This is a genomic window from Pseudoclavibacter sp. VKM Ac-2867 (assembly GCF_015351275.1).
In the GTDB taxonomy this organism is placed as follows: domain Bacteria; phylum Actinomycetota; class Actinomycetes; order Actinomycetales; family Microbacteriaceae; genus Pseudoclavibacter.
Genome location: NZ_JADKSL010000002.1, coordinates 23,726 through 49,029, shown reverse-complemented (window position 1 = coordinate 49,029; position 25,304 = coordinate 23,726). Strand labels below are relative to the sequence as shown.

General features: G+C 70.3%; 22 protein-coding genes and 1 tRNA gene. 8 read left to right on the top strand and 15 right to left on the bottom strand.

Annotation, left to right across the window (positions count from 1 at the left end; genetic code table 11):
• Window positions 1–347 precede the first annotated feature (347 nt).
• The 5 genes from ITJ67_RS03245 to serS form a co-directional block, all read right to left on the bottom strand.
• Complete coding sequence (locus ITJ67_RS03245; RefSeq protein ID WP_194676727.1) at window positions 348–1,697, bottom strand: LCP family protein; 1,350 nt, start codon at window positions 1,695–1,697, stop codon at window positions 348–350.
• A 29-nt stretch (window positions 1,698–1,726) separates the two neighbouring features.
• A tRNA-Ser gene (locus ITJ67_RS03240) sits at window positions 1,727–1,814 on the bottom strand.
• A gap of 100 nt (window positions 1,815–1,914) precedes the next feature.
• Window positions 1,915–3,369, bottom strand: coding sequence for an LssY C-terminal domain-containing protein (locus ITJ67_RS03235; protein ID WP_194676726.1), 1,455 nt, complete (start codon window positions 3,367–3,369; stop codon window positions 1,915–1,917).
• Window positions 3,370–3,377: 8 nt separating this feature from the next.
• The gene (locus ITJ67_RS03230; RefSeq protein WP_236558485.1) at window positions 3,378–4,214 is read right to left on the bottom strand and encodes an HAD family hydrolase; all 837 of its coding nucleotides are present in this window, start codon (window positions 4,212–4,214) and stop codon (window positions 3,378–3,380) included.
• Window positions 4,211–5,476, bottom strand: a complete 1,266-nt coding sequence (serS, locus tag ITJ67_RS03225; protein ID WP_194676725.1) for a serine--tRNA ligase — start codon at window positions 5,474–5,476, stop codon at window positions 4,211–4,213. The genes ITJ67_RS03230 and serS overlap by 4 nt, the downstream gene beginning before the upstream one ends.
• 85 nt (window positions 5,477–5,561) lie before the next feature.
• Between serS and ITJ67_RS03220 the strand changes: the two genes are divergently transcribed.
• The 3 genes from ITJ67_RS03220 to ITJ67_RS03210 all read left to right on the top strand — a co-directional run bounded on the left by ITJ67_RS03220 (window position 5,562) and on the right by ITJ67_RS03210 (window position 7,601).
• On the top strand, window positions 5,562–6,728 hold the full coding sequence (locus tag ITJ67_RS03220) for a diacylglycerol/lipid kinase family protein (RefSeq protein WP_160072943.1): 1,167 nt from the start codon (window positions 5,562–5,564) through the stop codon (window positions 6,726–6,728).
• Between the two features lie 165 nt (window positions 6,729–6,893).
• Window positions 6,894–7,142, top strand: coding sequence for a helix-turn-helix domain-containing protein (locus tag ITJ67_RS03215; protein WP_160072941.1), 249 nt, complete (start codon window positions 6,894–6,896; stop codon window positions 7,140–7,142).
• Between the two features lie 144 nt (window positions 7,143–7,286).
• A complete protein-coding gene (locus tag ITJ67_RS03210) occupies window positions 7,287–7,601 on the top strand; it encodes a DUF6907 domain-containing protein (protein WP_194676724.1) in 315 nt (104 codons plus the stop codon).
• On the opposite strand, the gene ITJ67_RS03205 is transcribed toward ITJ67_RS03210, so the two are convergent.
• A complete protein-coding gene (locus ITJ67_RS03205; protein ID WP_194676723.1) occupies window positions 7,598–7,903 on the bottom strand; it encodes a hypothetical protein in 306 nt (101 codons plus the stop codon). The two genes, ITJ67_RS03210 and ITJ67_RS03205, sit on opposite strands and share 4 nt — an antisense overlap.
• Window positions 7,904–8,154: 251 nt before the next feature.
• Here ITJ67_RS03205 and ITJ67_RS03200 point away from each other — a divergent pair, with 251 nt between their 5' ends.
• On the top strand, window positions 8,155–8,478 hold the full coding sequence (locus ITJ67_RS03200) for a DUF6907 domain-containing protein (RefSeq protein ID WP_160072935.1): 324 nt from the start codon (window positions 8,155–8,157) through the stop codon (window positions 8,476–8,478).
• Here the strand turns inward: ITJ67_RS03200 and pheA are convergent.
• The gene (pheA, locus tag ITJ67_RS03195; protein ID WP_160072933.1) at window positions 8,475–9,422 is read right to left on the bottom strand and encodes a prephenate dehydratase; all 948 of its coding nucleotides are present in this window, start codon (window positions 9,420–9,422) and stop codon (window positions 8,475–8,477) included. The two genes, ITJ67_RS03200 and pheA, sit on opposite strands and share 4 nt — an antisense overlap.
• A gap of 67 nt (window positions 9,423–9,489) precedes the next feature.
• Between pheA and pgm the strand changes: the two genes are divergently transcribed.
• Complete coding sequence (gene pgm, locus ITJ67_RS03190; RefSeq protein ID WP_160072931.1) at window positions 9,490–11,118, top strand: phosphoglucomutase (alpha-D-glucose-1,6-bisphosphate-dependent); 1,629 nt, start codon at window positions 9,490–9,492, stop codon at window positions 11,116–11,118.
• Window positions 11,119–11,222: 104 nt separating this feature from the next.
• Here pgm and ITJ67_RS03185 read toward each other — a convergent pair whose 3' ends face one another.
• Window positions 11,223–13,730: a zinc ribbon domain-containing protein gene (locus tag ITJ67_RS03185; protein ID WP_194676722.1), complete on the bottom strand. Its 2,508-nt coding sequence runs from the start codon at window positions 13,728–13,730 to the stop codon at window positions 11,223–11,225.
• A gap of 69 nt (window positions 13,731–13,799) precedes the next feature.
• Window positions 13,800–14,732 carry a M15 family metallopeptidase gene (locus ITJ67_RS20130; RefSeq protein WP_194676721.1) on the bottom strand — a complete coding sequence of 311 codons (933 nt, stop codon included), beginning with the start codon at window positions 14,730–14,732 and terminating at the stop codon, window positions 13,800–13,802.
• 147 nt (window positions 14,733–14,879) lie between these two features.
• Between ITJ67_RS20130 and ITJ67_RS03175 the strand changes: the two genes are divergently transcribed.
• Window positions 14,880–15,167, top strand: a complete 288-nt coding sequence (locus ITJ67_RS03175) for a GNAT family N-acetyltransferase (protein WP_160072925.1) — start codon at window positions 14,880–14,882, stop codon at window positions 15,165–15,167.
• A gap of 948 nt (window positions 15,168–16,115) precedes the next feature.
• Here ITJ67_RS03175 and eccCa read toward each other — a convergent pair.
• From eccCa to ITJ67_RS03150, 5 genes are all read right to left on the bottom strand, one after another.
• On the bottom strand, window positions 16,116–20,087 hold the full coding sequence (gene eccCa / locus ITJ67_RS20125; protein WP_194676720.1) for a type VII secretion protein EccCa: 3,972 nt from the start codon (window positions 20,085–20,087) through the stop codon (window positions 16,116–16,118).
• Window positions 20,084–21,094 carry a hypothetical protein gene (locus ITJ67_RS03165; protein WP_194676719.1) on the bottom strand — a complete coding sequence of 337 codons (1,011 nt, stop codon included), beginning with the start codon at window positions 21,092–21,094 and terminating at the stop codon, window positions 20,084–20,086. The genes eccCa and ITJ67_RS03165 overlap by 4 nt, the downstream gene beginning before the upstream one ends.
• A gap of 77 nt (window positions 21,095–21,171) precedes the next feature.
• Window positions 21,172–22,506 carry an EsaB/YukD family protein gene (locus ITJ67_RS03160; RefSeq protein ID WP_194676718.1) on the bottom strand — a complete coding sequence of 445 codons (1,335 nt, stop codon included), beginning with the start codon at window positions 22,504–22,506 and terminating at the stop codon, window positions 21,172–21,174.
• Window positions 22,507–22,553: 47 nt separating this feature from the next.
• Window positions 22,554–23,054 carry a hypothetical protein gene (locus ITJ67_RS03155; protein WP_194676717.1) on the bottom strand — a complete coding sequence of 167 codons (501 nt, stop codon included), beginning with the start codon at window positions 23,052–23,054 and terminating at the stop codon, window positions 22,554–22,556.
• A complete protein-coding gene (locus ITJ67_RS03150) occupies window positions 23,051–23,788 on the bottom strand; it encodes an FHA domain-containing protein (protein WP_160072917.1) in 738 nt (245 codons plus the stop codon). Before ITJ67_RS03150 ends, ITJ67_RS03155 begins: the two co-directional genes overlap by 4 nt.
• A 141-nt stretch (window positions 23,789–23,929) precedes the next feature.
• On the opposite strand from ITJ67_RS03150, the gene ITJ67_RS03145 reads away from it, so the two are divergent.
• Entirely contained in the window at window positions 23,930–24,277 is a 348-nt protein-coding gene (locus tag ITJ67_RS03145) for a hypothetical protein (protein WP_160072915.1), read from the top strand.
• A gap of 25 nt (window positions 24,278–24,302) precedes the next feature.
• Window positions 24,303–24,611 (top strand): pore-forming ESAT-6 family protein, encoded by a 309-nt coding sequence (locus ITJ67_RS03140; RefSeq protein WP_160072913.1) that lies wholly within the window; start codon window positions 24,303–24,305, stop codon window positions 24,609–24,611.
• Window positions 24,612–24,790: 179 nt separating this feature from the next.
• On the opposite strand, the gene ITJ67_RS03135 is transcribed toward ITJ67_RS03140, so the two are convergent.
• Window positions 24,791–25,297: a DUF6301 family protein gene (locus ITJ67_RS03135; RefSeq protein ID WP_194676716.1), complete on the bottom strand. Its 507-nt coding sequence runs from the start codon at window positions 25,295–25,297 to the stop codon at window positions 24,791–24,793.
• Between the last annotated feature and the right edge of the window lie 7 nt (window positions 25,298–25,304).

Below are 25,304 nucleotides of genomic sequence, written 5' to 3'. Positions count from 1 at the left end.
CTGCAGGTTGCCCCGAGGTTTGCCGCCGCGATCCCGCCGATCGCGAGCAGGCTCACGAGCGCCGCGGAGAGGGCGACAAGCAGCCCCTTGCCGAGCGAGCGAGCGGCGGAGGTGACGGGCAGGCGGCCATGCTGGGCGACCCCGCCACGCGCATCCGGATGCAGGATGCCATCGTCACCGGCACGGTCGAAGCGCTGAGCGCTGCTTCCCCGTCGTCGAGAAGTCGTCACAGGTGCGGGCCTCCCCCGGAGCGTACGTCGAGTTCGTCAGCATAAGGCGCGCGAACATGGATCTCCTGACCCCGCGCAGGACGCCAGCAGACACGGGTGGTCAGGAAGCGTCGATGATCAGAACAGCGACGAGCTCGCGTTGGAGCATGACTCCTCGTCGGCCCGCTGGCCCGCCAGCGTGGGCTGCGGCACGGCACTCGTCGGCGGTGTCTCGACCGGCAGTCCCGTGGCGGGGTCGACGGGGATACCCGTTGCCGGGTCGATGGGGAAGCCGGTCGTCGGGTCGATCTCCCAGCCAGTGGCCGGGTCGATGGAGACCGTCGCGTTCGGGTCGGCCGGCGTCTCGGTGGGCTCTGGTGCGCCCGCGACCTCCAGCGACTGGTCGGTGCGCAGCAGCTCCCACATCGCGGAGGCGTCCGGTTCGAGCGGCTGCACTCGCGCCGAGTCGTAGGCGGCGGTCGGCAGCTGCACGAAGGTGATCTTGTCGAGGGGCACCTGCGAGAGCGCCATCGCCATGCTGACGAGCGTGTTCGGGTCGGTCAGCGAGCTCGACATGGTCATGTTCTGCGTGGCCGCGACGCCCAGGCCGTACAGCTTGACGGGGTTCGTGAGCGTTCCCGCGCTCTTCACCTCGCGGATGAGCGCCGACAGGAACACCTGCTGGTTCGCGATGCGGGTCAGGTCGCTGCCGTCGCCCACGCCGTGGCGGGTGCGGAGGAACTTCAGCGCATCCTCGCCCTGGAGCGTGTAGTCGCCCGGCTGCAGGTACAGACCCACGTAGTCGTCGCTGATCTCGTTCGCCACGCACACGTCGACGCCCCCGACGGCATTCGACATCTCGATGACGCCGCGGAACTTCACCATCGCCGCGTAGGGGATCTCGATGCCGCTCATCGCCTCGACCGTCGACACGACGCAGTTCATGCCGCCCTCGCCGAGGATGCTGTTCATGGGGACCTCGAAGGCCTCCTCCATGGCGACACCCTGGTCGTTGGTGCAGGCAGGCTGGTTCACGATCGTGTCGCGGGGGATGCTGACGACGGAGGCGCTCGAGCGGTCCTCCGCGATGTGCAGCAGCATGTTGACGTCGTTGAGCACGCCGTCCGCGTCGGCTTCGCCCTCGCCGAACTCCGCGCCCTGACCGGTGCGGTCGTCGCTGCCGACGAGCAGCACGTTGATGCCGCCCTCGATCTCGGCGAAGCTCGCCGGCTCCTCCGAGCCTGACGGGTCGGCGATGTCGAAGGTCGTGACCTTCGACTGCAGGTTGATCCACGCGAGCGCACCGACGAACATGACGCTGACGAGCGCGACGCAGAGGGCGATCGTCCCGGTCTTGACGACCGAGTTCGTGGGCGTCGTCACATGCTGCTTGCCGTGCCGCGCGGAGGTCACCTTCGGGACCTCCTCCTGCACGCCCTTGCCCGGAACGTAGCCGCGTCGAGCGCGGGATGGTCCGGGATGCGTCACAGGCGGTGTTCCTCACGTCAGGGTATTGGTGGCGGAGGGCGTGGGATTCGAACCCACGAGACATTGCTGCCCACTGGTTTTCAAGACCAGCTCCATCGGCCGCTCGGACAGCCCTCCAGAAGCACTCAGACAACGATTCAGTATCGTTTTCGAGCTCTTCGCGTGTCCATGGTAACCGAAAGTGAAATATCTGGTTACCCGGACGATACCCGCAGACTCACGAACGCTGCCGCGAGTACTGACGCGCCGGCTTCCCTGACAGAGCCAGCAAGGACAGGATATCCAGAGCGGTGAACGCGAGGGTAGTGCTGAACCTGATTTCCTCATCCCCAGCCCACCAGCCGCCGAACTGCAGGGCGATCGACCCGGCCGCGTAGAGCAGCAGCGTGATGCGCGCCCAGTTCACGCCACGCAGCACGAGGATGCCGAGCAGCAGCGTCGAGGAGACGACGATCCCGCCAACGACCATGCTGGCGATCCAGGCCGGCTCTGCGAGGGCCGCCGCGTCCGCCCCGGAGAGCTCGGCATCCTTCAGCACCTCGCGCATGCCATCGGGCCCGATGAGCGCGAGCACGCCGAAGAAGAGCAGAGCGAGCAGGGCACGACCGAAGACGACGATCGCGCCGAACGTGATGGTGATGGGGCGCCCGTGTCTGCGCACCTCCTCGGCGACCGAGCTCTCGATGGGGTTCGAGGCGCTCATCGCCTCGAAGGCGGCGCGCTTCTCGGTCGAGCGCGCCGGGAGAGTCGAGTCGCGGGGAGCGGGCTCGCGGCGATCGGGCTCGCGGCGAGCTCCGGGAGCGCCGCTGGCCGAGGGAAGCAGCACGGGCTCGGAGACAGACAGCGGCGCATCGGAGGTGCTCGGCAGCTGCAGCACCGGCAGGTTCCCGTCGGTGCGGATCGAGTCGCCGCCTCCGTTGCGCGAGTGGTAGCCCGTCGAGAAGTCCTTGAGCACCGCGACGGACGCCCGCGGTGTGCCCTCGAGCACTGTGGCGACGATATGGTCGCGCTCGATGTCGGTGTCGGCATCGATCTTGTGCGTCACCTGCAGCGTGAAGAGCGAGAAGCCGACAGCACGGTCGAAGGTGCCGGCCGCGAGCCAGTCGACCCGGGTGCCGCCGGGCAGCAGCCAGCCGTCCGGGCACTTCCAGAAGCGCACGTGGTGCCGCTTCGCCGGGTTCCCCGCGACCTCCTGCTGGTACGCGAGGTCCTGCTGCCGGCCGAAGAGGAACAGTGGGCTGACCGGCGCCTCGTGGTAGCTGCGACGGGTGACCGTCGAGGAGATGATGCCCAGGCTCGTGCGCAGCGAGATGTCGTCAGCGCGCGTCCAGCCAGCGGCGCGCATCGCATCGTGCAGCTCGGCCTCGTGTCCGAGCAGCCCCAGGTTGATGGGGTCGCCGAGCAGGCCGTCGCTGGTCCGCGCCCTGCCGATGAAGTAGTCGGGCACGTACACGGTCGTCAGGATGCGGTGGATGCGCGGCAGGACGAGGTACGCGAGCAGGCCCCAGAAGGCGAGCAGCAGGAGGATCCCCCACCAGCCGACCTGGAACGAGTCATCGGCGACGAGCACTGCGAGCCAGATCGCGGCGAGTCCCGCGAAGACGAAGAAGAAGCCGTCGAGCGCTTGGCCGATGGCGGCGAGCGGGCGCCTCCGCGGCACGTCAACGGTCATGCCGTCGCCTAGCTGAGCCTGCTCAGTGCCACGCCGAGGCCGTCGTGCGCGAAGTCCGGCGCGAGCACCGTGCCAGCGTCGATGACCTCCTGCGGGGCGTCGCCCATGGCGATGGCCGTGCCGCCGTTCGACGCCCACTGCAGCATCTCGATGTCGTTGCGCCCGTCACCGGCGACGACGACCCGGTTCATCGGGATGCCGAGCTCGCGGCGCACCCGCTCGAGCGCCGTCCCCTTGTTGACGCCCTCCGGCGCGATGTCGAGCCACGCGGTCCACCCGACGGAGTAGCTGACCTCGTGCAGGCCGAGGCGCTCGATGACCGCCGTGAACTCCTCGATCGAATGGTCCGGGGAGATGACGACAAGTCGCGTCGCCTCAGCGTTGAGGAGCCCTTCGAACGGGACCTCCTCGCCGCGCGCCTCGAAGCTCCCATCGGGGAAGTGCCCGCTGTACTTGAACACACCCTGCGGGTCCTCGACCGCGAACATCGCGTTCTCCAGTGCTCCCCGCAGGCTGACGAGCACTTCGGTGGGGTCGAACGTCTCGATCCAGCGAGTCGCGTACCCGCCCTGCGCGACCGCGTCGCGCTCGAGCGTCATGGCACCGTTCGCGGACACATGGAACTGCGAGTCGAGGCCGAGCCGCTCGGCGATGGGTCGCGTGTCAGCCCAGCTGCGGCCGGTGGCGAGCATCACCTCGTGCCCCGCGGCCTGCAGCCGCCGAACCTGCTCGAACGTCGCGTCCGGGATCGCACCGTCGATGCCGAGGATCGTGCCATCGATGTCGAGCGCGACGAGCATCCGCTCGCCCGCAGCGCCCTGCTGTGGCAGGTTCACCGCGCTCACTTGACTGGCTCCATGACCTCGAGGCCGCCGAGGTAGGGACGCAGCGGCTCGGGGATGGCCACAGACCCGTCGGCGCGCTGGTGCGTCTCGAGCAGCGCCACGAGCCAGCGCGTCGTCGCGAGCGTGCCGTTGAGGGTCGCAGCCGGCGCGGTCTTGCCCGACTCGGTGCGGTACCTCGTCGACAGGCGGCGGGCCTGGTACGTCGTGCAGTTCGAGGTCGAGGTGAGCTCGCGGTACGCGTCCTGGGTCGGAACCCACGCCTCGACGTCGAACTTGCGAGCCGCCGAGGAGCCGAGGTCGCCAGCGGCGGTGTCGATGACGCGGTAGTTCAGGCCGAGCGACTGCAGCACCTCCTCCTGCCAGCCGAGGAGCCGCTCGTGCTCCGCCTCTGCGTCCTCCGGCTTCGCGTAGACGAACATCTCGAGCTTGTTGAACTGGTGCACGCGGATGATGCCGCGCGTGTCCTTGCCGTGCGAACCGGCCTCGCGGCGGTAGCAGGTCGACCAGCCGGCGTAGCGCATCGGCGCCGCCTCGATGTCGATGATCTCGTCGGAGTGGTAGCCCGCGAGCGCCACCTCGCTTGTGCCCGTCAGGTAGAGGTCGTCGTCCTGCAGGTGGTACACCTCGTCGGCGTGCTCGCCGAGGAAGCCCGTGCCGCGCATGATCTCCGGCTTCACGAGCGTCGGCGTCGTGAGCATCACGAAGCCGTTGCGGATCGCGACATCGAGCGCATACGTCATGAGGGCCAGCTCGAGGCGGGCGCCGATGCCGCGCAGGAAGTAGAACCGCGCACCGGAGACCTTCGCCCCGCGCTGCATGTCGATCGCCCCGAGCAGCTCCCCCAGCTCGAGGTGATCGCGCGGCTCGAAGTCGAACGCCGGGCGCTCGCCCACTGTCTTGAGGACCTCGAAGTTCTCCTCGCCCCCCGCCGGCACGCCCTCGATGACGAGGTTCTGGATGCGCCCGATGGCCGCATCCGCAGCCGCGCTCGCCTCGTTCGCAGCCTGACTCGCCGCCTTGACGCTCACCGCCAGATCCTTCACCGAGGCGAGGATCGCCGGCCTCTCCTCTTTGCTGGCCTTCGCGACCAGCTTGGAGGCGGCGTTCTGCTCCGCGCGCAGCCGCTCGAACTCGGAGATCGCGGACCTGCGAGCAGCGTCAGCCTCGAGCGCCGCATCGACCGTCGAGGGGTCGTTGCCGCGCGAGACCTGAGAGCGCTTGAGGAGGTCGGGCTGGTCACGGAGAAGCTGGGCGTCGATCACGGTCCAAGCCTAGTCGTCGAGGGTGCCGCGAGCGGAGGAGCGCGTTCGCCGCAGACGCACACCGCCACTGACTTAGGCTCACTGCATGCCGCACACCGCCCGACAGGGTTCAGACAAGCTCGCCGCCATCGTCGTCAACCCAGTGAAGGTCGATACAGAGGCGCTTCGCGCGGCCGCTGCAGAGAGCGCGGAACGGTACGACTGGCCGGAGCCGCTGTGGTTCGAGACGACCGCGGATGACCCAGGAGCCGGGCAGACGAAGGAGGCCATCGAAGCTGGCGCGACGATGGTCATCGCCGCCGGGGGCGATGGAACCGTTCGGCTCGTCGCCGAGACGCTCGCGGGCACCGACGTCGCACTCGGCGTGGTCCCGGGCGGAACCGGCAACCTCCTCGCGCGCAACATCGGCATCGAGGTCGCGGGAGGCGTGACCGACACGGTGTCCGAGATGGTGCAGAACGCATCCACCCTCCTGCCCGGCGCGAAGCCCTCCACGCTCCCCATGACGACGCTCGCCCGCGCCGTCGAGGTCGCCTTCGGCGGTGTGGATGCGCGCATCGACGTCGGCTGGGCCGCCGTCGAACGCGAAGACAAGACCCGCGAGCGCATGGCCTTCACCGTCATGGGCGGCGTCGGCGTCGACGCCGGGATGATCGCGAACACCTCGGAGGACCTCAAGAAGAAGGTCGGCTGGGTCGCGTACCTCGGCGGCATCGCCCGATCCGTCGCCAACGGACCGAACTTCCACCTGCGCCTCCGCGTCGACGGCAAGACGCATGCGCGCTCGCTTCGGGCGGCCACCGTCATGGTCGGCAACTGCGGGCTCATGCCGGGCGGACTCCACCTGCTGCCCGACGCCGAGATCGACGATGGCAGGCTCGACCTCGCCATCATGCGGCCCAACGGCCTGATCGGCTGGCTGCAGATCTACGGTCGCCTCGTCGTGCAGTCCGGCATCATGCGGCGCACCGATGTCGGCAGGCGCATCCTCCTCGAAGGCCGCAAGCACGTGCGTGCCCTCACCTACGCGCAGGTCGAGGAGGTCACCTTCCGACTCGACTCCGGCCCGGAGGAGTTCGAGGTCGACGGAGATGCGGCAGGGCAGATCACCGCCGCTCGCATCTGGATCGAGCCAGCAAGCCTCACGGTGCGCACCCCGAAGCCCATGCCCGAGAACGAGGGGCTCCGCACACTCGCGCGTCGCCTTGGCATCACCGGCCCGGAGAACAGCCCGAGCCGCCCCTCGCTCTAGGAGCCGACACGCCCGGACCCCGCATTGATGGGCGTCAACTGCGCGTATCCCAGCTCACTTGTGCCACAGAACGGCCCGTTTCGCTTGACCATGGCCCGTTCGAGGCAGAGAATGCTACTTATAACTCTGTAGACTCATGAGTAGCGGCATTCCATCATTTGGGGCATGGTCGGTGAACTCCAGCGAAGCGTGGGCAAGAACATCCGTCGAATCCGCCTCTCGCGCGGTATCAGCCAAGAGGCGCTCGGCGATGTCGTGGGGCTGCACCGCACCTACATCGGATCTGTCGAGCGCGGCGAGCGCAACATCACGCTGCAGACGCTCGAGGGCATGGCGGAACTCCTCGGCGTGCCACCGATGGAGCTCCTCGCCGACGCAGCCGACGCCGGGCCGACAGCAACGCCGGTCGCCTAGCTCCGCACCTCAGGCCCCAGGCTCCGCGCCTCAGGCCCCGAACTGGCGGCCGACCGGACCCTGCTGCCGCGGGGCGAAGAGAACAGATCTGTGCCGGGTCTGCTCGACGCCCATCCGCTGACTCGCGAACACCTGGAGCGATCGATGAAGCACCCCACCGGCATGAGCCCTTGCCCCACCTGGTGCGTCTCACTGCACCTCGACGGCGAGACGCTGCACTACGGCGAGAGCGCCGCCATCGAGCTCCTGCAGCGACCGACCTCCGCCGAGCTGCGCTTCCGCCCCGAGGTGCCAGCCACCCCGACGACGCTCGAGCTGGTCACGCACCGGGAGGCAGGCGAATCGGAGACCTGGGTGGCCGTCCTGCGCGACGGGGCAGCAATCCTCGACCTCACCGCAGCCAGCGCCGCACGGCTCGGCAGCACCCTGCAGTCGCTCGCCGGGGACACCAGCGCCTAATTCGAGTCGACGCCGCCGTCGCTCCCCGAAGCGTCTTCGGAATCCTCGTCCTCGGCGTGCCCGCGCCGACGCATCCAGACGACGAAAGTGATGAGCAGCACGACGATGAGCGCCGAGAGGACTGAGATCGTGACGATGGCCGCCTGAGGAACAGACTGCTCAGTCGCCGTCTGAGCTGCCGCTATCTCGGTGGCATGCGCCGCCGCTGGCTCCCAGGAGACGAGCACGGCGGCGAGGGCTGCTGCGACGAGCAAGCACGCGGTCCGCAGCAGATGCCTCGGACGCAGAGTGGTGGGCGACATGGCTGTCTCTCCTCCAGACACGAGAATGCACGCGATCCCAGGCCGGGGCGGGCACCCAAGTCTCTCAGAGGCGTTCGCTCCGGACCTGGACCTGGACCTTGCGGCGCGGGGCCCGGCGCCCGGGCGGGCGCGAAACGTCGGTGGTCGCCTCTACGGTGTCAGGACAGACCGAGTACGCCACACGCGACGACTCTCCCGGCTGTGCCGGACCGGGAGCGAGATCGTCGCACGCAAGCAGGGAGACCCCACGCATGAGCACGACATCCGGCACGCAGCCATGCCCAGAGTGGTGCGTCGCATTGCACCTCGACGCCGACGAGACCCTGCACTACAGCCTCAGCCGCGAGGTGTCGGTCGTGTCGCGAAGGCCGCCCCGCGAATCCCCCGACGAGCGACAGCACGCCTTCGCGGTCGACACGCTTGTGCTCGTGCAGCATCAGGAAGCCAACGAGCGCGTCCCGTGGCTCGCGCTCCTCCTCCACGACGGGCCTGTCCTCGACATCACCGTCGACAGCGCACGACGCCTGGCGGCGAGCCTGCTCGAGAGCTGCGGCCCCGAACCCGGCTCGTGCTAGCCGCGCAGAGAGTGCAGCCAGTCGACCGCTTCCCCGAAGTGCTCGTCGCCCCACTTGGGGTCGACGACGACCGGCTTCCGGTCGGCACGCGGATACGAGCCGAGGAAGATGACGTGCGGACTGAACCGGCGGAGCCCGAGCAGCGCATCCGCGACCCTCGCGTCGTCGATGTGGCCATCCAGGTCGAGCACGAAGCGATAGGAGCCGATGCGGTCGGGCAGCGGACGCGAGGTGATCATCGACAGGTTCACGCCGCGAGTCGCGAACTGCTCGAGCATGACCATGAGCGATCCCGGGAACTCCTCAGGCAGCTCGACGATGAGGCTCGTCTTGTCGGCGCCCGTCCTGGCCGGCAGCTCGCGGCTCAGACTCACGAGCGCGAAGCGCGTGCGCGCCATCTTGTTGTCCTGGATGTTCTCCGACAGCACCGAGACGTCGAAGCGGTCCTCGACTCCCCGCGGCGCGATAGCGGCGTCGATGTCGCCACGCTCATCGAAGAGCGCATTGACGCTGGCGATGTTCGAGTTCGCGGCGACGTGCTCGTGGCCCGGGACGTGGGCGTGCAGCCACCTGCGGCACTGCCCGTACGCCACTGGGTGCGCCGAGACCGTGCGGACATCCTCGAGACGGGTTCCAGGGCGCACCACGAGACTGAAGGAGATGGAGACCTCGTACTCCCCCGCGATCCGGAGCCCCGGAATCGTGGCGAGCGCATCCTGCGACGCCGTGACCCCACCCTCGATGCTGTTCTCGATCGCGATCATCGCCGCGACGCTGCGACCCGTCGTCACGTCGGCGAGCGCCTCGCCGACGTTGCTCACCGGCCGCCAGTTCTGCCCCCGGGCCGCCTCGACCTGGCCGAGCGCAGCCTCCGTGAAGGTGCCCGCCGGCCCGAGGTAGGAGTACGTCTCTCGCTCATCTGGCACGGCACTGGCTTCGGTCATGGAGATCAGCCTATGCCGATGCTCGACTTCCTCCCCACGAGACACCTCGCGGTGCCAGACTGTGGACATGCACGATCGCGCTGGCAGCCTCGCCCTTGAATCTGACCTCATCGATCTCGACGCACTCATCGCTGCGTACGCCGAGAAGATCCCCGACCCCGCCGTCTCGACGCAACGCGTCGCGTTCGGCACGAGCGGCCACCGCGGCTCGAGCCTCACCTCGTCCTTCAACGAGACCCACATCCTCGCCATCACGCAGGCCATCGTCGAGTACCGCGAGGCGCAGGGCATCACGGGCCCGCTCTTCATCGGCCGCGACACGCACGGGCTCAGCGAGCCGGCCGAGCGCAGCGCCCTCGAGGTGCTCGTCGGCAACGGCGTCACCGTGCTCGCCGACCTCGACGACGAATGGGTGCCGACCCCGGCGCTGTCCCACGCGATCATCCGCTACAACGCGGACCCTGCCAACACCGAGCAGGCCGACGGCATCGTCGTCACCCCGAGCCACAACCCTCCCCAGGACGGCGGCTTCAAGTACAACCCCCCGCACGGCGGGCCGGCAGACAGCGACGCGACCGGCTGGATCGCGAACCGAGCGAACGAGCTCATCGAAGCGGGCCTCGACGGCGTGAAGCGCGGCACTCCCGACACGAGCAACGTGGGCCGCCACGACTTCAAGGGCGACTATGTGCGCGACCTGAAGAACATCATCGACGTCGACGCCATCAAGCGCGAGGGCGTGCGCATCGGCGCAGACCCCCTCGGCGGCGCCAGCGTGCGCTACTGGCAGGCCATCGCAGACGAATACGACCTCGACCTCACCGTCGTGAACCCGGACGTGGACGCGCGCTGGCCGTTCATGACGCTCGACTGGGACGGCAAGATCCGCATGGACCCGTCGTCGCAGTCCGCGATGGCCTCCGTGCTCGCGCGCCGCCACGACTACGACATCCTGACCGGGAACGACGCCGACGCGGACCGCCACGGCATCGTCACCCCGGACGCGGGCCTCATGAACCCCAACCACTACCTGGCCGTGGCCATCGACTACCTGTGCGCGCACCGACCCGAATGGTCGGTGACGGCAGGCATCGGCAAGACGCTCGTGTCGAGCACCATGATCGACTTCGTCGCCGCCTCGCTCGGCCGCACGCTCGTCGAGGTGCCCGTCGGGTTCAAGTGGTTCGTGCCCGGCCTCATCGACGGCTCCATCGTGTTCGGCGGCGAGGAGTCCGCAGGGGCCTCGTTCCTCCGCAAGGACGGCACCGTCTGGACCACCGACAAGGACGGCATCCTGCTCGCTCTCCTGGCGGCAGAGATCATCGCCGTCACCGGGAAGACCCCGTCGCAGCGCTACGAGGAGCTCGTCGCGGAGTTCGGCCGACCCGCCTACGAGCGCGTCGACGCCCCGGCCACGCCGGCGCAGAAGGCCGTGCTCGGCAAGCTCGACGGCGACGCGATCTCCGCGGTGGAGGTCGCCGGCGACCCCATCACGGCCCGCCTCAGCCACGCCCCCGGCAACGGTGCGGCGATCGGCGGGGTGAAGGTCACGACCGCAAATGCGTGGTTCGCGGCCCGCCCATCCGGTACCGAGGACGTGTACAAGATCTACGCAGAATCGTTCAAGGGGCCAGAGCACCTGAAGCTCGTGCAGGCAGAGGCCAAGGCGATCGTCGACGCGGCTCTGGGCTCCTAGCAGCACGTCCCCGCCACGAGGAACGCTGCCTGCGTCTCGCACCCCCGGTCAAGCTCGGGAGGTGGGAGACGCAGGCAGCGTTCCTCGTTGTGCCGGGTGGGGCGCTACTGGCCTGCGGCGGGGGTCGGGTTGGTCGCGCTGAGGCGTCCGGCCTGACCGACTCCAGCCGAGTACTCGACGCTGACGATGTCGCCCGATGCGTTGAAGCAGGTCACGCCGGTCTCGAACGTGATCTCGCACACGAACTCGCCGAGCACCACGGGTGAGTTGTAAGGCTGCACGACGGCACCCTCGGTCGGGATGTCCGCCGTGAGGCAGGGGAACGTGTAGCCGTTCGAGTCGAGACCGACCACGACGCCGGTCGCTCCTGCTTGGCAGGCCTGCTCCGGAATCGGGAAGTCCACCGTGTACTGCTGGCAGGTGACGCCCGTCTCCGGGGTGATCTGGCAGCGGATGTTGCCGGTCTCGCTTGTGAACGTGACCGGGGCGAAGTTGGTGTCGGCAACCGCGGCGGGGCCGGCGGGTGTCGTCGGGTCCTCGGTCGCTGGCTGTTCCGCAGCAGTCTCGCTCGCAGTCGGATCGCCGCCCGCCACCGGGTCGTCACGGTTCGCGCCGACGACGTTTCCGATCATGATGGCAGACAGGATCAGCAGGATCGAGCCGACCACCGAGAGCGCGATGACGCCGAGACGGCGACGGTTGCGGTTGTCGAGGCCGCGGACCGCCGCGCCCATGCGACCGCCGCCACCCCCATTGCCGCCGCCGAGGGCCGCGCCGACTCGGTCGAACGGGTTGCGCTCGGAGGGCTCGAGGTCGGGTCCATCGCCGACCGGTCCAGCGGAGGCGGGCGAGGTCGGCGGGGCTCCCGCGGGTGCGGCAGACGCCTTGGCGGCCCGAGCTGGCCGGCGAGGCGCGCGCGGTCCAGCGGATGCCGGTGTCGACGGCTGCTCGCTCCCGTCATCCTCATCGAACCAGCTCGAGAGGAGTTCCTTGGCCGGGTCCTGCTCGCGCTGGCCGTCGTCGGACCGCGGCGGTCGGGCCATGTCCTGCGAGGCGGGCGCTGATGCAGCTCCGGCGGCGCCGGCTGCTCCGGCGACACCCGCAGCAGCAGCGCCGGCGGCCCGCCGATCGCGGTCGTCAGCAGGAGCCTGCTCGAACCCCGGGTTCGCGCCCTGTCGCGGCAGCGCGCGAGTCGCCGGTTCGGCGTCTGGCTCGTTCCCGGCCACAGATGGCTGAGGGGCCTGGGGTGGCCGCGGGGCCGATGGCGCTGGCGGGGTCTGCGCGGCTGGCGCGCCGAAGAGATCAGCCGCATCCTGGCGCTCAGACTCTTGGGCCCCTCCGAAGCTCTCCCGGGTTCGCGAGGGCAGCGGCACGATGCCGGTCTGCTCGAAGTCGCGAGAGACGATGGGACGATCCGAGTCGTCGAGGACGCTGCCGTCGCTGCGTTCTCCGGCGAGGAGCTCGTCGAAGGCGCTGCTCGCGGCAGGCGCCGCACGCGGCGGCTCCCCAGGCACGACTGCCGGTCCGCTCGGGAAGACAGGGGCTGCGGATGCACCCCGGAAGGGGTCCCCGGTCGCCGGCATCGGCGGTGGAGAGGGGACGACTCTCGGCGAGGGAGCAGCCGGCGGGTCGGCGCGGAAGGACGGGATCTTGGGGCTGCTCACGGGAGCCTGCGGCGCAGCAGTCGTGGCCTCGCTCGGCTCCGCGTTCGCGGCTGCTGCCGGCGTGGAGTCGTCGGCACGCTCCGGTGGGCGTCCGAACTGCGGCGCCGCGCTTGTCGGCACCGAGGGAGCGGGCTCTGCAGGGGCTGCGGGCTCGGCCGGCGCGGCAGGCGCCGAGGCCACGGGAGCCGGATCGCCAGTGCCCTCGAGGTCGGAGAACCAGCTCGGGACTCGACCTCGGGACTCGTCGTCACTGCCAGAGGCAGCTCCGGTCGGGCCGGCGGCGCGTGTCGGCGTGCTCATAGGAAGCACGTCGAACTCCGTGGTCGGCGGCTCGAATGCGAACGCGTCGCGAACCGGACCCGTGGCGCCCGGCGCCGCGGGAGCATCCGCTGCGGCCGGCGTCGAAGCGGGCGTCGACTCCTCGACGGGGAGCTCGACCGCTGCGGGAACGGCTGGCTTCCGCGGAGCCGCGGGGGTCGGCGGGGTCGGAGGAACGATAGGCTCCGCCGCTACCGGGTTCGGGGCAACGATGTCCCGTTCACCCGTCGCACGCAGGTCAGGGTTGAACCGGCGGCGCGAGCGGAGGTACGACTGCGGCTCTGGGGCAGCCGACTCGGCGTCGTCAGCCTCGTCGTCGTCAGCCTCCGGTGCACTCGGCGACGCGGCCTTCGGCCGGTACCGTGCGAAGAAGTCATCGCCGTCGCTCGGCGGTGGGGTCGCCTGCTGCGCTTCCTCGCGAGCACGACCCACCACCTCGGAGGGCGGAGCGGGCGCGGAGGCGTTCCAGCGGAACCCGCCAGCACCGATATCCGCGGGACGGCGAGGCGCCGCGTTGCTGCCTTCGCCCTCAGTGGCGCGAGGACGCGCGACCGTCAGCTTGGTACCGCACTCGGCGCAGAATCTCTGTCCGACCTGCGCTTCGGCACCACACGTGGGGCACGTTGCCATCTCGACCTCCTGGTCTTGGAGTGCTTCTGCTTTCAAAGCTCTGGCAGAACTCTACCGAGCATCGTCTTCTCAGTAGCCCGGTGCCGCGGGAGCGGCAAGGAATTCCTCGTACGTCGTCGCGCCTGCCGCCTGCATAGCGGCCGATGTCTCTGTGCCCACGTAGCGGTAGTGCCAGGGCTCGAACTCGTATCCGGTGGTCGCCGTGGCGCCGTCGGGGAAGCGCAGGATGAACCCGAACCGGTGCGCGTTGGCGGCCAGCCACTGCCCCCCGGCGGTCGTCGAGAAGCACTGCTCGAGAACGCACCCCTCGCCCTGTGAGGAGATGTCGGCGGCGAGCCCTGTCTGGTGCTCGCTGTAGCCGGGTCGGGCCGAGGTGAGGTCGGCGGCCTCCTGCCCCAGCTCAGCGACGTAGCCGTTGTACAGCTCCGTCTGCAGCCCGTAGTCGCGGTACCCGCTGGTCATGTCGAGGGTGAGGCCGGCTTCGGCGCTGGCCGCCGCGAACATGGTCTGCACTGCGGTTGCCGCTTCCGAGCGGAGCGAGTGGCCGTTGGCGGAGGGGACGCCGATGTCGGACATCGCGACGAGGTCACCCGGCGCATAATCGGCCGGTGCGAGCGGGGTCTGCTTGTTGACGAGCACCGTGATGCTGTTGGGGTCCGTGATGTTCAGGGCCGTCGCAGGGGGCTGCGTCTCCGTCGGGGTGGGGTCTGCCGTCGGGGTGGACTCCGGTGTCGGTGTCGGTGTCGCCGAAGCAGAAGGGGTCGTAGGCGGCGTCGTGGACGCGATCGTCGGCACGTTCGCATCCCCGTTCGATGCCGCGGTGACGGCCCAGTAGACGAAGCCACCGCCGAGCAGGACGACCACGGCGAGCGCTGCCGCAGCGATCTTCCTGTTGCGGCGAACCCGCGCGGAGACTCCCCGCTTGGTGCGCTCCGTTCGCTCAGCGCGCTCCGCACGACGCCCCTGGTCGTCGGGTGCTTGGCCCTGCTGCTCCTCAGTCACCGGTCAACCCTCGCACAGCCTTGCGCACGCACCCCAGGGGCTGGCCGAGTGGCGCGGATACAAGGGACGGCCTCGCCGCGACCGGCGCACGGGTCGGACACAGCCGACATCGAGGTGGCTGTTCGCGGCACGGCGTAGCCTCTGGCCATGTCAAACACCGTCCAGCACCAGCAGGATCGCTCGCGCTTCGCCCTCAACGACGGCGACGGCAACGAACTCGGCTATCTGAGCTACGTCACGACGGCCGACGCGATCGTCATCGACCACACCGTCGTCGACCCCGCCTACCAGGGGCAGGGTCTCGCCGCCGTCCTGACGGATGCGGCGCTCACGACGCTCGGCGAGCAGTCGGCCCTCACGATCGTGCCGCAGTGCCCGTACGTCGCCTCGTTCATCCGCAAGAACCCCCAGTTCCAGGCCCTCACCACTCGCTGATTTCGGCGCGTCGTAGCCGCACGCGCATCCTGTCCGCACGCGCCGCCCGCCGCACCCTGTCCTCATCTGCTCTGCCCTGCCCTGCCCTGCTCTGCCCTGCCCTGCCCCGCTCTGCTCTGCTCTGCCCTGCTCTGCCCTGCTCTGCTCTGCTCTGCAAAAGTCAGCCAGACGCACCCTCCTGCCTCGGCCAACCTGCATCTGGCTCACTCTTCCCCGTCACCCCGTAACCCCGTCACCCCGCACGCCGCCTGCCGCCCGCCGACCGCCGCCCGCGCACACGGCAGCGCCCACGCCCGCTCCGGCCCAGCCCGCGCTCGCCACGCCCGCTCCTCTGCTCTGCCCTGCCCTGCCCCGCCCTGCAAAAGTCAGCCAGACGCACCCTCCTGCCCCAGCCAACCTGCATCTGGCTCACTCTTCCCCGTCACCCCGCACGCCGCCTGTCGCCCGCGCACACGGCAGCGCCCCGCACCCACGCCCGCTCCGGCCCCGCCCGCGCTTGCCGCAGCCACTGCCCTGCCCCGCTCAGCTCAGCTCAGCTCTGCTCTGCTCTGCTCTGCTCTGCTCTGCAAAAGTCAGCCAGATGCATCCTCCTGCCCCGGCCAACCTGCATCTGGCTCACTCTTCCCCGTCACCCCGCACGCCGCCTGCGCACACGGCAGCTCCCCGCACCCACGCCCGCTCCTGCCCGCTCCTGCCCAGCCCGCGCTTGCCGCAGCCACTGCGCTGTTCTGCCCTGCCCTGCCTTGCCTTGCCTTGCCCAGCTCAGCTCAGCTCAGCTCAGGTCAGGTCAGGTCAGGTCAGGTCAGGTCAGGTCAGCTCTGTAGAAGTCAGCCAGATGCATCCTCCTGCCCCAGCCAACCTGCATCTGGCTCACTTCTTCAGATGGCAGAGCAGAGCAGAGCAGGGCAGGGCAGAGGAGGGCAGAGGAGGGCAGGGCAGAGGAGGGGGTCAGAGGGACTCGGGGAGGTTCGCGAGCTGCACGACCGCGGGCGCCTCGCCGCGGCGTAGGTACTTGCCGCGCCCTGGGGGCATCCGCTCGGCGTAGACGCGAGGCGCGATCTGGCCCTCGCTGCGGTCGCCGGAGAGCAGCAGCAGCGCCCCGCCCGTGTCGCGCGTGCTCTGCAGGAACGGCGCGTACATGGCCCTCGTCGAGCCGGCAACGGGCCTCGTCACGACGATGTGGATGCCAAGGTCTCGCGCTGCGGGCAGGTGCGGCACGAGCGCGCCGAGCGGGTCCGTGCCACCCGCCGCGACGATGTCGTAGTCGTCGACGAGCAGCACGACCCTCGGCGTCTTGCGCAGCTGCTCGGCGGTGCGTCCGGGACGCTCGGCGAGCTCGCTCGCGATGGAAGCGGCGAGCCCGCTGGCCTGGGCGGCCGACCTGGCGTGCGCCGCGAGGTACTCCTCGGGGATGACGCTCGGCACCTTGCCCCGCGGGTCGACGACCGCGATGGCGAGCTCGTCCGGCGTGAACCGCTCGACGAGCCCCTTCGCGATGACGCGCAGCGCCGTCGACTTCCCGCTCTTCGCGTCCCCCAGCACAACAAGGTGCTGGTCGGAATCGAGGAAGTCCCAGAGGGCGGTATCCATCGTGTCCTGTCGGAGCCCCAGGGGCACGGCCGTCGGCTCGTCGGCGGCGTCCGGGAGCGTCGATGGGTCGATGGTGTTCGGCAGGAGGCGGATGGGGGCCGCCGCGGGCCCGCTCCAGGACTCCGCGGCGCGCGCCGCGAGCTCCTCGAGGGCCTCGCCGATCTGATCCGGGTCGACCGCTTCGAGCGCCGGGAGGGCGAACTGGGCGAGCGTCTTCGCGTCGGTGAGGGCGCGTCCACGGGAGTCGGCTGGCACGGACTTCGCGAGCTTCCGGTCGATGGCGGAGTCGGCCGGGTCGTTGAGACGCAGCTCGATGCGCGTGCCGAAGAGGGACTGGTGGGCCATGCGCAGCTCGCTCCAGCGACCGAGCGTCACGACGAGGTGGATGCCGTAGCTGGAGGCCTGCAGCATGAGCTTCGTGAAGGGGCCGTCGAGGTGTTCAAAGTCCTGCCGAAGCGCGCCGTATCCGTCGACGAGCAGCACGATGTCGGCGGTCGGGAGCTCCGGCAGCTTCCCGGCGGCGTGCATGGCCCGCAGCTGCGCCGTGCTGTCGATGCTGTGGCGTTTGAAGAGCTCCTCGCGCATGCGGAGCATGGCGGTGAGCTCCTCGACGAGGCGCACGAGGCGCGAGTCATCGCCCCGAGCGGCGACGCCGCCGACGTGCGGGAACGCTTCGAGCCTGCGGAGCCCACCACCCGTGAGGTCCATGCCGTAGATGCCGACGGCCCCAGGCGACCCGCTCAGCGCGAGGGACGCGGCGATCGTGCGAAGCCCGGTGCTGCGCCCCGATTGCGGCCCGCCGATGATGGCGATGTGCCCGCCGGACTTGGTGAGGTCGAGCACCCAGGGTTCCTGGCGCTGGTTCGCGGGCTCGTCCTCGACGCCGACGACGATGCGCAGCGGATGCCCGTCGCTCGGGTTGGCCAGGGAGGCCGTGCCGGCGGTCATCGACTCGGCGGCGGGCCCAGCCCCGGCGGCGAAGGCCTCGCCAAGCGAGATGCGCTCGGCGAGCGGCGGCAGCCACACCGGCCTCACCTTCTGCGGTCGGTCGAGCTGCGCGACGAGGTCGTCGATGAGGGTGCGTCTCGTCTCCGGTGCACGCAGCACGAGCGGCGCATCCGGGTCTCCCCCGCTCTCGATGCCGTTGTAGGCGGGGACCTCGACGATGCGCGGATGCTCGTCGTCGGAGGCAGGGCGCGCCTCGGCGAGCTCATCGACCGGCCCGGACACGTAGCCGGCATGGAAGCGCTGGTAGACGCTCGTGTCGACCTTCAGGTAGCCGTAGCCGGGGATGGGCGGCAGGTGGAACGCGTCGTTGGAGCCGAGGACCACCTGGGACTCCGCCTCGCTGAAGGTGCGCAGTCCGAGTCGGTAGGAGAGGTAGGTGTCGAGTCCCCGCAGCTTCCCGCCCTCGATGCGCTGGCTCGAGAGGAGCAGGTGGACGCCGATGGAGCGGCCGATGCGGCCGATCTGCAGGAAGAGGTCGATGAAGTCGGGTTCGGCGGTGAGGAGCTCGCCGAACTCGTCGATGACGACGAACAGGTGCGGCATGGGCGCCAGCTCGGGGCGGGTGCGGCGCAGCTCGCGGTAGTGGGAGATCGAGGGCGATGAGTCGGCGCTCTTGAGGAGCTGCTGGCGGCGCACGACCTCACCCTGCAGGGAGGCCTTGGCGCGGACCGTGAGCTGCGGGTCGTCTGCGAGGTTGTCGATGAGGCCGGCCAGGTGCGGCAGGCCTTCGAACGGGGCGAAGGCGGCACCGCCCTTGTAGTCGACGAGGATCATCGCGAGGTCCTCCGGCGGGTGGGAGACGGCGAGCGACAGGATGAGGGTGCGCAGCATCTCGGACTTGCCGGACCCGGTGGCACCGATGCAGATGCCGTGCGGGCCCATGCCCTGCTGCGCGCTCTCCTTGAGGTCGAGGTGCACGGGTCGCCCTTGATCGTTGACGCCGAACGCGACGCGGAGGAACTCCGCTGGCTGCCGTGGCGCCCAGACGCGGTCGAGGGAGACGGGCCTGTCGAGGGGCACGCCCAGGATCTCGGCGATGTCTGCGGCTGGGCCCTCGTCGTCGCGAGCGCCTGCTGCCGCGAAGGTGCGTTTCGCGGCGAGGGTCCTTGCGAGGCCGTCGAAGGCGGTCGCGGTGAGCTCGTCGGCGTCGAACTGCACCGTGCGCTGTCCGCTCCCGCCGGCATCGTGGGTGAGGCGCGCGGGCCCGTCCGCGTCGAGCTCGATGCGGACGTCGACGTCGTCGGGCTCGTCGAGGCGATCGTCGATGAGGTGGATGACGGTGACGCCGATCTCGCTCGGCGTGTAGCTGCGGTCGGGCAGCTGCAGCGGGCGGGCGGGCTCGCCGTGGCGGTCGTCGATGACGACGAGGCTGGTCAGCGCGGTGGCCTTGCCACCTCGGCGCCTCGCGGCGGCCGCCGTCTGCGTGCGGTCGAGGAGCTCGCTGCCGAGCACTGCGGCGAGCTGCCGCAACTCGGGGGCGACGCGTCGCGCGGGCACGGGCCCGTCGAAGAGCCGAGGGTTCTGCGCGTGCGGCAGCAGGTCGAAGCCCCGCCAGTCGTCGCCGCGATCTGGGGCGAAGGCGGCCGCGAGCTGCACGTCGTCGGGCAGCTGGTGGCTTGCGAGCTGGGCGACGACGCCCCGCGCGAGGGGCACGGTCCGCTCCCGCGGGCCGATGACGGCGACGACGGATGCGCCCCGCAGGTCCGCGATGGCGGGCATGCCGGGGATCTCGCTGTGCGTCTCGGCGAGCAGCTGCGCTTCGCGGAGCAGGATGGGGTCGGCGGGTTCGGTGGGTGAATCCTCGGCGGCGACCGCGAGCTGGAACCACGGCACTGTCGCTGTTCCCACGCGCGCCTGCAGGTGGTCGGCGTCGCCTCTTCGGCGGTCCCAGAGGCGCGCGGGGTCGTGAACGAGGGAAGCGAGCCCGCTGCGGTCGGGGTGCACGAGCCTCGCGGCCCGCACCGCATCCGTCGCCTCGTCGCGCAGCTCGCTGCGCTGCCGTTCGAGGTAGTCGAGGTAGCGCTTGCGGCGGATGCGGAGCGCGCGCCCGGCGCGGCCCCGCGCGGAGACGGCGAAGCCGACCCCCGAGACGATCGCGACGACGAACACGATGCCCGCGATGAAGAGGAACAGCGGCTGCCCGTTGCGCATGACGACCATCATCGTCACGGAGGTGAGGGCGCCGACGACCGGCAGGAGGAACTGGAACGGCGTCGCGCTCGCCTCGTCGCTGAGCGTCGGGGGCGAAGCGAGCTGTCTCGCCTCGGGCCTGGGCGCGGGGAAGACGGTGCGCGTGGGGCGGTGGGCGTCGCGGATGCTCACGGTCGCGCTCCTGGTCGGTCGGCGTGGGGTGCTGGCGGGAACACCTGGGCGTGTGCGGGGGCGTGCGGGGGCGCCGACGGGGAAGCCTGAGTCGCATGAGGCGGAGCCTGAGGCGAGGCTTGGGTCGGGGCTTGAGGCGGGGCCGGGACGCGAGGTGGAGCCTGGGGCGAGACCCGAGGTGGAGCCTGGGGCGAGACCCGAGGTGGAGCCTGGGGCGAGACCCGAGGTGGAGCCTGGGGCGAGACCCGCGGCGAGGTCGGGGCCTGGTGCCGCGCCGAGGCCGCGGCCGGCGCCAGCTCAGGGGCGGACGCTGACCCGGGAGCGGGAACAGGCGTGGTAACAGGAGCGAACATGGCCGTTGGAGCAGGCACAGGAGCCGGCACAGGCACAGGCGGCGCGGAGATGCCCGCGGCGGCGTCGATGACCCTGGCGCCGAGGCGCAGCATCCGCACGCCGTCGAGACCGCGCGCCGCTCCTGCTCCCAGCGCCCGGTCGTGCCGAATGAGCACCGCGGGGAACGGCAGCCTGCTGACGAGCTTCTCGGCCGCGATGCCGGCCCTCCGATGCACGTCGACGGCGACGAGCACGACGCGTGTGCGCTCGCCGATGGCGGCGGCGATGTCCAGGGCGTGCTGGATGCTCGCTCGCTCGGCGGTCGTCACGAGGCAGAGCACATGCGAGTGCTCGGCGAGGTCGCGGATGCGCGCGAGCGGGGAGGTGCCCCAGTCGGTGACGGTGAGGTCGTACCGGTCGCTCGAGGCGCGGTGCAGCCGCCACCACGCCTCGACGTCCGCCGGCCACTCGGTCGGTTCGAGCTCGAGGGTCTCGACGCTCGTGCCCTCGAGGCCGCGCTCCGGTCGTGGGCTGGGACCCTGGGCGCTGACGAAGCGGACGCGGTCGTTTCTCGCGGAGGACAGGAAGCGCGCGAGCTCGACGGCGACGGTCGTGCATCCGGAGCCCGGCACCAGCGAGGCGACGCCAACACGTCGGCGGAGCGCGAGGGGCACGGCGGCCCGCTCGCGCAGGTCCTGCAGCTCGGCCGCGCCGCGAGCCGTGAGCGCCTGCCGGAACCCGTCGAGGCGACTCAGCGGAAGGCCTCGAGGAGGTCGGCGAAGACGCCGAACGAGCCGAGCGCGAGGGGCACGACCGTGAGCACGACAAGCAGCTCGAGGATGTCCGCCCACTTCCGGAGCTTCGCGGCGACGACCTCGCTGGGCTCCCACGCCGCGGCGGCGACGGCGACGAGCGCCGCGACGCCCGCGATGAGCGCCTTCCCCTCGTCGCTGACGAAAGTCGTCGAGAGCAGCCACAGGGCGGTCGGCACCGCGGCCGCCACCAGGAGGGCGATGCGCGGCGGCGCGAGGGGGAACGTCCGCATGCGGAGCAGCGCGATGACGGCGAGGGACGCGGCGAGTCCCTGCCGCCACGGGTCCTGCGAGAGCAGCAGCTCGGAGAGCGAGAGGAGCGCGACGAGCGACACCGCGATGACGGTCCAGGTGAGCTGCGCGAACGACTCCGCGATCGCCGCCCTGACATCCGACGTCGTGGCACGCGCGCCGCGCATGATGCGGTCGTCGTAGGCGGTGAGCCCGCTCAGCGACAGCGCCGCGCCGGGGAGGAGACCGAGCACAGCGATGGTCAACACGGAGGCGAACACGGCCACGCCGCCGCGGTCGAAGCCCGCCAGATCGACGAAGAACAGCCCCGCGCTGAGCAGCAGCCCGACCCCAGCCCCGTACCTCGCGGAGGTCCGCTGGAAGCCGACACCCCAGACGAGGCCGAGCACGAACCATGCCGCCATCGCCGCGACGAGCACGACGGTCGGCAACGCATCCCAGCCGGCCTCGCGGCCACTCGCCGCTCCGATCTCGGCGGCGAGACCGAAGGCGGCGGGCACGGCGAGGCCGAGCGCAGCGCTCGCCACCCCAGCCACCGCAGCCCGCTGCCCAGACCGCGCCAGACCCGCGCCGGCGGCGGCGAGCAGCGCGACCGCAGCGAGCATCCACTCGGCGGGGAGCGCGAACGCGCCCATGACCCAGAGACCAGCTCCAGCGGCGGCGAGGCCGGCGGCCACCGCGAGCACAGAACGTGTGTGCGCCTGCGTCCAGGCGTCCCGCCTCGCAGCGCCAGCCTCGGTGATGGCGTCCGTGATGTCGATGACCTCGGGCGCCTGCGGCGCATCATCGACGGTCGTGACCCGCAGCAGCGCACCAGGCCGCACGCCCTGCTCTTCGAGGGTCGCGTCGAAGTCGAGGGATGCTCCCGTCAGCGTCGTCAGGGTCAGCACGGCGCCCCCGCTCGGGGTCTCCTCGAGGAGCTCGAGCACGTGCGGCAGCAGCACCCCGACGGGCTCGCTGTTCGGGAGGGCGAGCTCAGCCTTGCGTTCGCTGCCGATGACGGTGAGTCGCGTGTACGACACTCAGTGCTCCTCAGGGGTCGTGCGACGGGTGGTCATCCGGAAGCCGCTCACTCGACGACCGTCAGCGTCTGCGGGTCGATCGTGATGCCGCTCGTCGGGTTCGTGTAGTAGCCCGTCGCCGGGTCGATGTACCAGCCGATCCTCGTGTCGATGAGCTTGCCCTCCGGGTCGGTGGCGTAGCCGGTCACGGGGTCGACGACGAACCCCGTCCGAGGGTCCGTGTACTCGCCCGTCGCCTGGTCGAGGAGGAAGCCCGTGGCATCATCTTTCACGACCGTGCCGCCGGGCAGAACGGGGTTCGCCGCAGCCGCAGCCTGGAACGCGGAGATCGCCTCCTGCTGCTTTCGGTCCTCGAGGAGGTTCACGACGAAGCTCGTGCCGAGGCACGCGCAACAGATGACCGCCCCGAGGATGACGGAGCCGAGCAGGCGCCCCACGTTGGTGTTGACCGAGCGCCGCGTCGCCTGCGGTCCGTGCGCGAGCGCGCCCAGCATCCGCTCCCGGTGGGCGCGAGTCGTGTCGATGAGAGTGCGGTCGGTGTCGCTCAAGCCGCCACCCCCGATCCTGGGATGCTCGCGCCGGGCCGTCCGAGACGCACGCGCCGCGACCCGAGGGCGAGCACGGTGCCGAAGGGAACCGTGATGGCGGTCTCCGGCTGAAGCCTCCTCGGGTCTCCGCCAGCGAAGGCCCACGTGCCGCCGACGCTGCCGAGGTCGGTGACCAGCACGCCGTCGAAGTTCGGCTCGAGGCGCACATGCGTCGGCGCGAGACTCCGCGAGAAGTCGGGGACCGCGACGGGCCGCTGCCCCCTCGACGTGACCTGCGGCGCACGACCCACGATGATGACGCCGCGGACGACGTGACGCGAGCCGTCGTCGAAGTGCAGCTCCAGGTCTGGACTCGAGAAGCGCTGGGGAACACGCGTGGGCGGTGCGAGCTCGATGGGAGCCGGCATCAGCGCGAGCGGGTCGAGACCCTTGCGGATGTCGACCGTCATGCGCGCGCCAGCAAGCGGTCGAGCGGGCATCCCCGTCGAACGTGCGACGGTGCGCAGGCCGAGCAGCGCGTGGCCGGGGCTCGTGCCGAGGGCCGACCGCAGCCACCACCAGAGGCCCAGCAGCACCAGAGCTGCGGATGCTCCGACAAGCGCGGCGAACCCGCCGCTGATCCGCGCGGCCAAGAGCGACAGGCAAGCCACGACGACAAGTCCGAGCGCGACATCGACCACGACCGACCAGGCGCGCTGGCGGGTCGCCGCTGGGAGATCGGCCTGTTTCCACACGAGTGGCAAGGCTAGTCGGACGAACCGGACCCTGGGAGGGGAGAACTCCCCTCGAAAAAGTTGGACGAGGGCGGGGCGATCATGCTGAACTGACGTCTCCGGAGGACAACGCGCGCCGACCGCGGTGCTGGAGAGGATGCCATGAAGTTCGCAATGGAAGACCAGACACTGGTCACGCTCGGGAACAAGTCGCAGACCGAATCGGACGACCTCGGCGAGCTCGTCAAGCAGCTCTTCGACGCGGCAGAGCCACTCTCGTCCACCTTCAACGGACCGGCGAAGGCCAGCTTCAACAACTTCAAGGCCAAGACGGACGACATCTCGAACGCCCTCAACTCGGCGCTCGGCGGCATCGTCACGTCGATCAGCGGCCAGAACAAGGCGTTCGTCGCGGCCGCCGATGACGGCGCGGCAACCCACGAGGCGTCGTCGAACTCGACCGACTTCAGCTCCGAGTCCTTCCTGTCGCGCATCCGCCCGCAGGCCTAGCCTTCCCGAGAACCGGAGAACACGCATGTTCACGAACCAGATGGATCGCAACGACTACAACATCGGCTCCTCCGAGGCCACGCAGGCGAACTTCGAGCAGGTCGCCGCACGCCTCGAGTCGGCGCTCGACCGCCGCGACGCCGACGTCAAGCAGGCCATGGCCGACTACCAGGCAGACGGCGTCTCCGAGGAGTACGCGCACCTCGAGCAGCAGTGGAACTCGGCCGGCCAGCAGGTGCGCGACGTGATCGCCGCCATCCGCAACTCGCTCGTCGAGAACGACGACGTCGCACGCCGCGCTCTGTCGGCGGCACGCGCCTCGATCCCAGGCTAGGCCGCACCTCCGGACCCGGCCGCGCCTCTGCACGGCAGAGCACCGGACGCTGGCAGCCAAGACGGCGGCACGCTTCACGCGTGCCGCCGTCTTTCGTCGTCTCGGGTCGCTGCGTGTCGGACAGTCTTGAGCCGTCCAATGTCGAGCGTTGGGAGGTGCGAGGTGCGCAGTGAGTGCGGTTACCGGTTGTCGTCTGCGGTGCCCGGATTGCGGCTCGGGTCGATGCCGAGACGCTCCTCGGCGCGTTCGACGTCGGCGAAGCGCTGTTCCTCGACAACGAGGAGCACCTTCTTCGGCACCGACTTCAGCCAGACGCGTCCGCCGTTGCCGAGTTCCCAGTAGGGGTCTCCCTGCTGCTGGCCCGACGGCGCCCCGAGCTGCGATTGCACCGCGTCTCGAAGGGCGATCGCCGCCTGAGAGAGGGCCGCGGAGTCGTCGCTCTTGTCGCTCACGGCGATCGTGACCTGCGAGATCGCCTCGTCCGCGACGAGCGAGCGCACGGTCGGGAGGCTCACCGGGTAGCTGGAACGGTGCTGCACGCCGCTCGACGTCTCCAGCTTCGGCTGCCAGCCGAGTTCCTCAGCCAGCGCCGCGTAGCCGTCCCGCCCAAGCGGCCACTCGACCGCGTCGAAGGCCGCGCAGACCGCACGCACCTGTTCGTCTGTCGCGCGCGAAAGTGCATCCATGGGCTGA

Excerpts from the sequence above, each read along its gene's own strand:
- pheA (WP_160072933.1), bottom strand. The coding sequence starts at position 9,422 with ATGACCGAAGCCAGTGCCGTGCCAGATGAGCGAGAGACGTACTCCTAC.
- ITJ67_RS03210 (WP_194676724.1), top strand. The coding sequence starts at position 7,287 with ATGAAGCACCCCACCGGCATGAGCCCTTGCCCCACCTGGTGCGTCTCA.
- ITJ67_RS03140 (WP_160072913.1), top strand. The coding sequence starts at position 24,303 with ATGTTCACGAACCAGATGGATCGCAACGACTACAACATCGGCTCCTCC.
- ITJ67_RS03175 (WP_160072925.1), top strand. The coding sequence starts at position 14,880 with ATGTCAAACACCGTCCAGCACCAGCAGGATCGCTCGCGCTTCGCCCTC.
- ITJ67_RS03145 (WP_160072915.1), top strand. The coding sequence starts at position 23,930 with ATGAAGTTCGCAATGGAAGACCAGACACTGGTCACGCTCGGGAACAAG.
- ITJ67_RS03185 (WP_194676722.1), bottom strand. The coding sequence starts at position 13,730 with ATGGCAACGTGCCCCACGTGTGGTGCCGAAGCGCAGGTCGGACAGAGA.
- ITJ67_RS03220 (WP_160072943.1), top strand. The coding sequence starts at position 5,562 with ATGCCGCACACCGCCCGACAGGGTTCAGACAAGCTCGCCGCCATCGTC.
- pgm (WP_160072931.1), top strand. The coding sequence starts at position 9,490 with ATGCACGATCGCGCTGGCAGCCTCGCCCTTGAATCTGACCTCATCGAT.
- ITJ67_RS03215 (WP_160072941.1), top strand. The coding sequence starts at position 6,894 with ATGGTCGGTGAACTCCAGCGAAGCGTGGGCAAGAACATCCGTCGAATC.
- ITJ67_RS03205 (WP_194676723.1), bottom strand. The coding sequence starts at position 7,903 with ATGTCGCCCACCACTCTGCGTCCGAGGCATCTGCTGCGGACCGCGTGC.
- ITJ67_RS03135 (WP_194676716.1), bottom strand. The coding sequence starts at position 25,297 with ATGGATGCACTTTCGCGCGCGACAGACGAACAGGTGCGTGCGGTCTGC.
- ITJ67_RS03200 (WP_160072935.1), top strand. The coding sequence starts at position 8,155 with ATGAGCACGACATCCGGCACGCAGCCATGCCCAGAGTGGTGCGTCGCA.
- ITJ67_RS03235 (WP_194676726.1), bottom strand. The coding sequence starts at position 3,369 with ATGACCGTTGACGTGCCGCGGAGGCGCCCGCTCGCCGCCATCGGCCAA.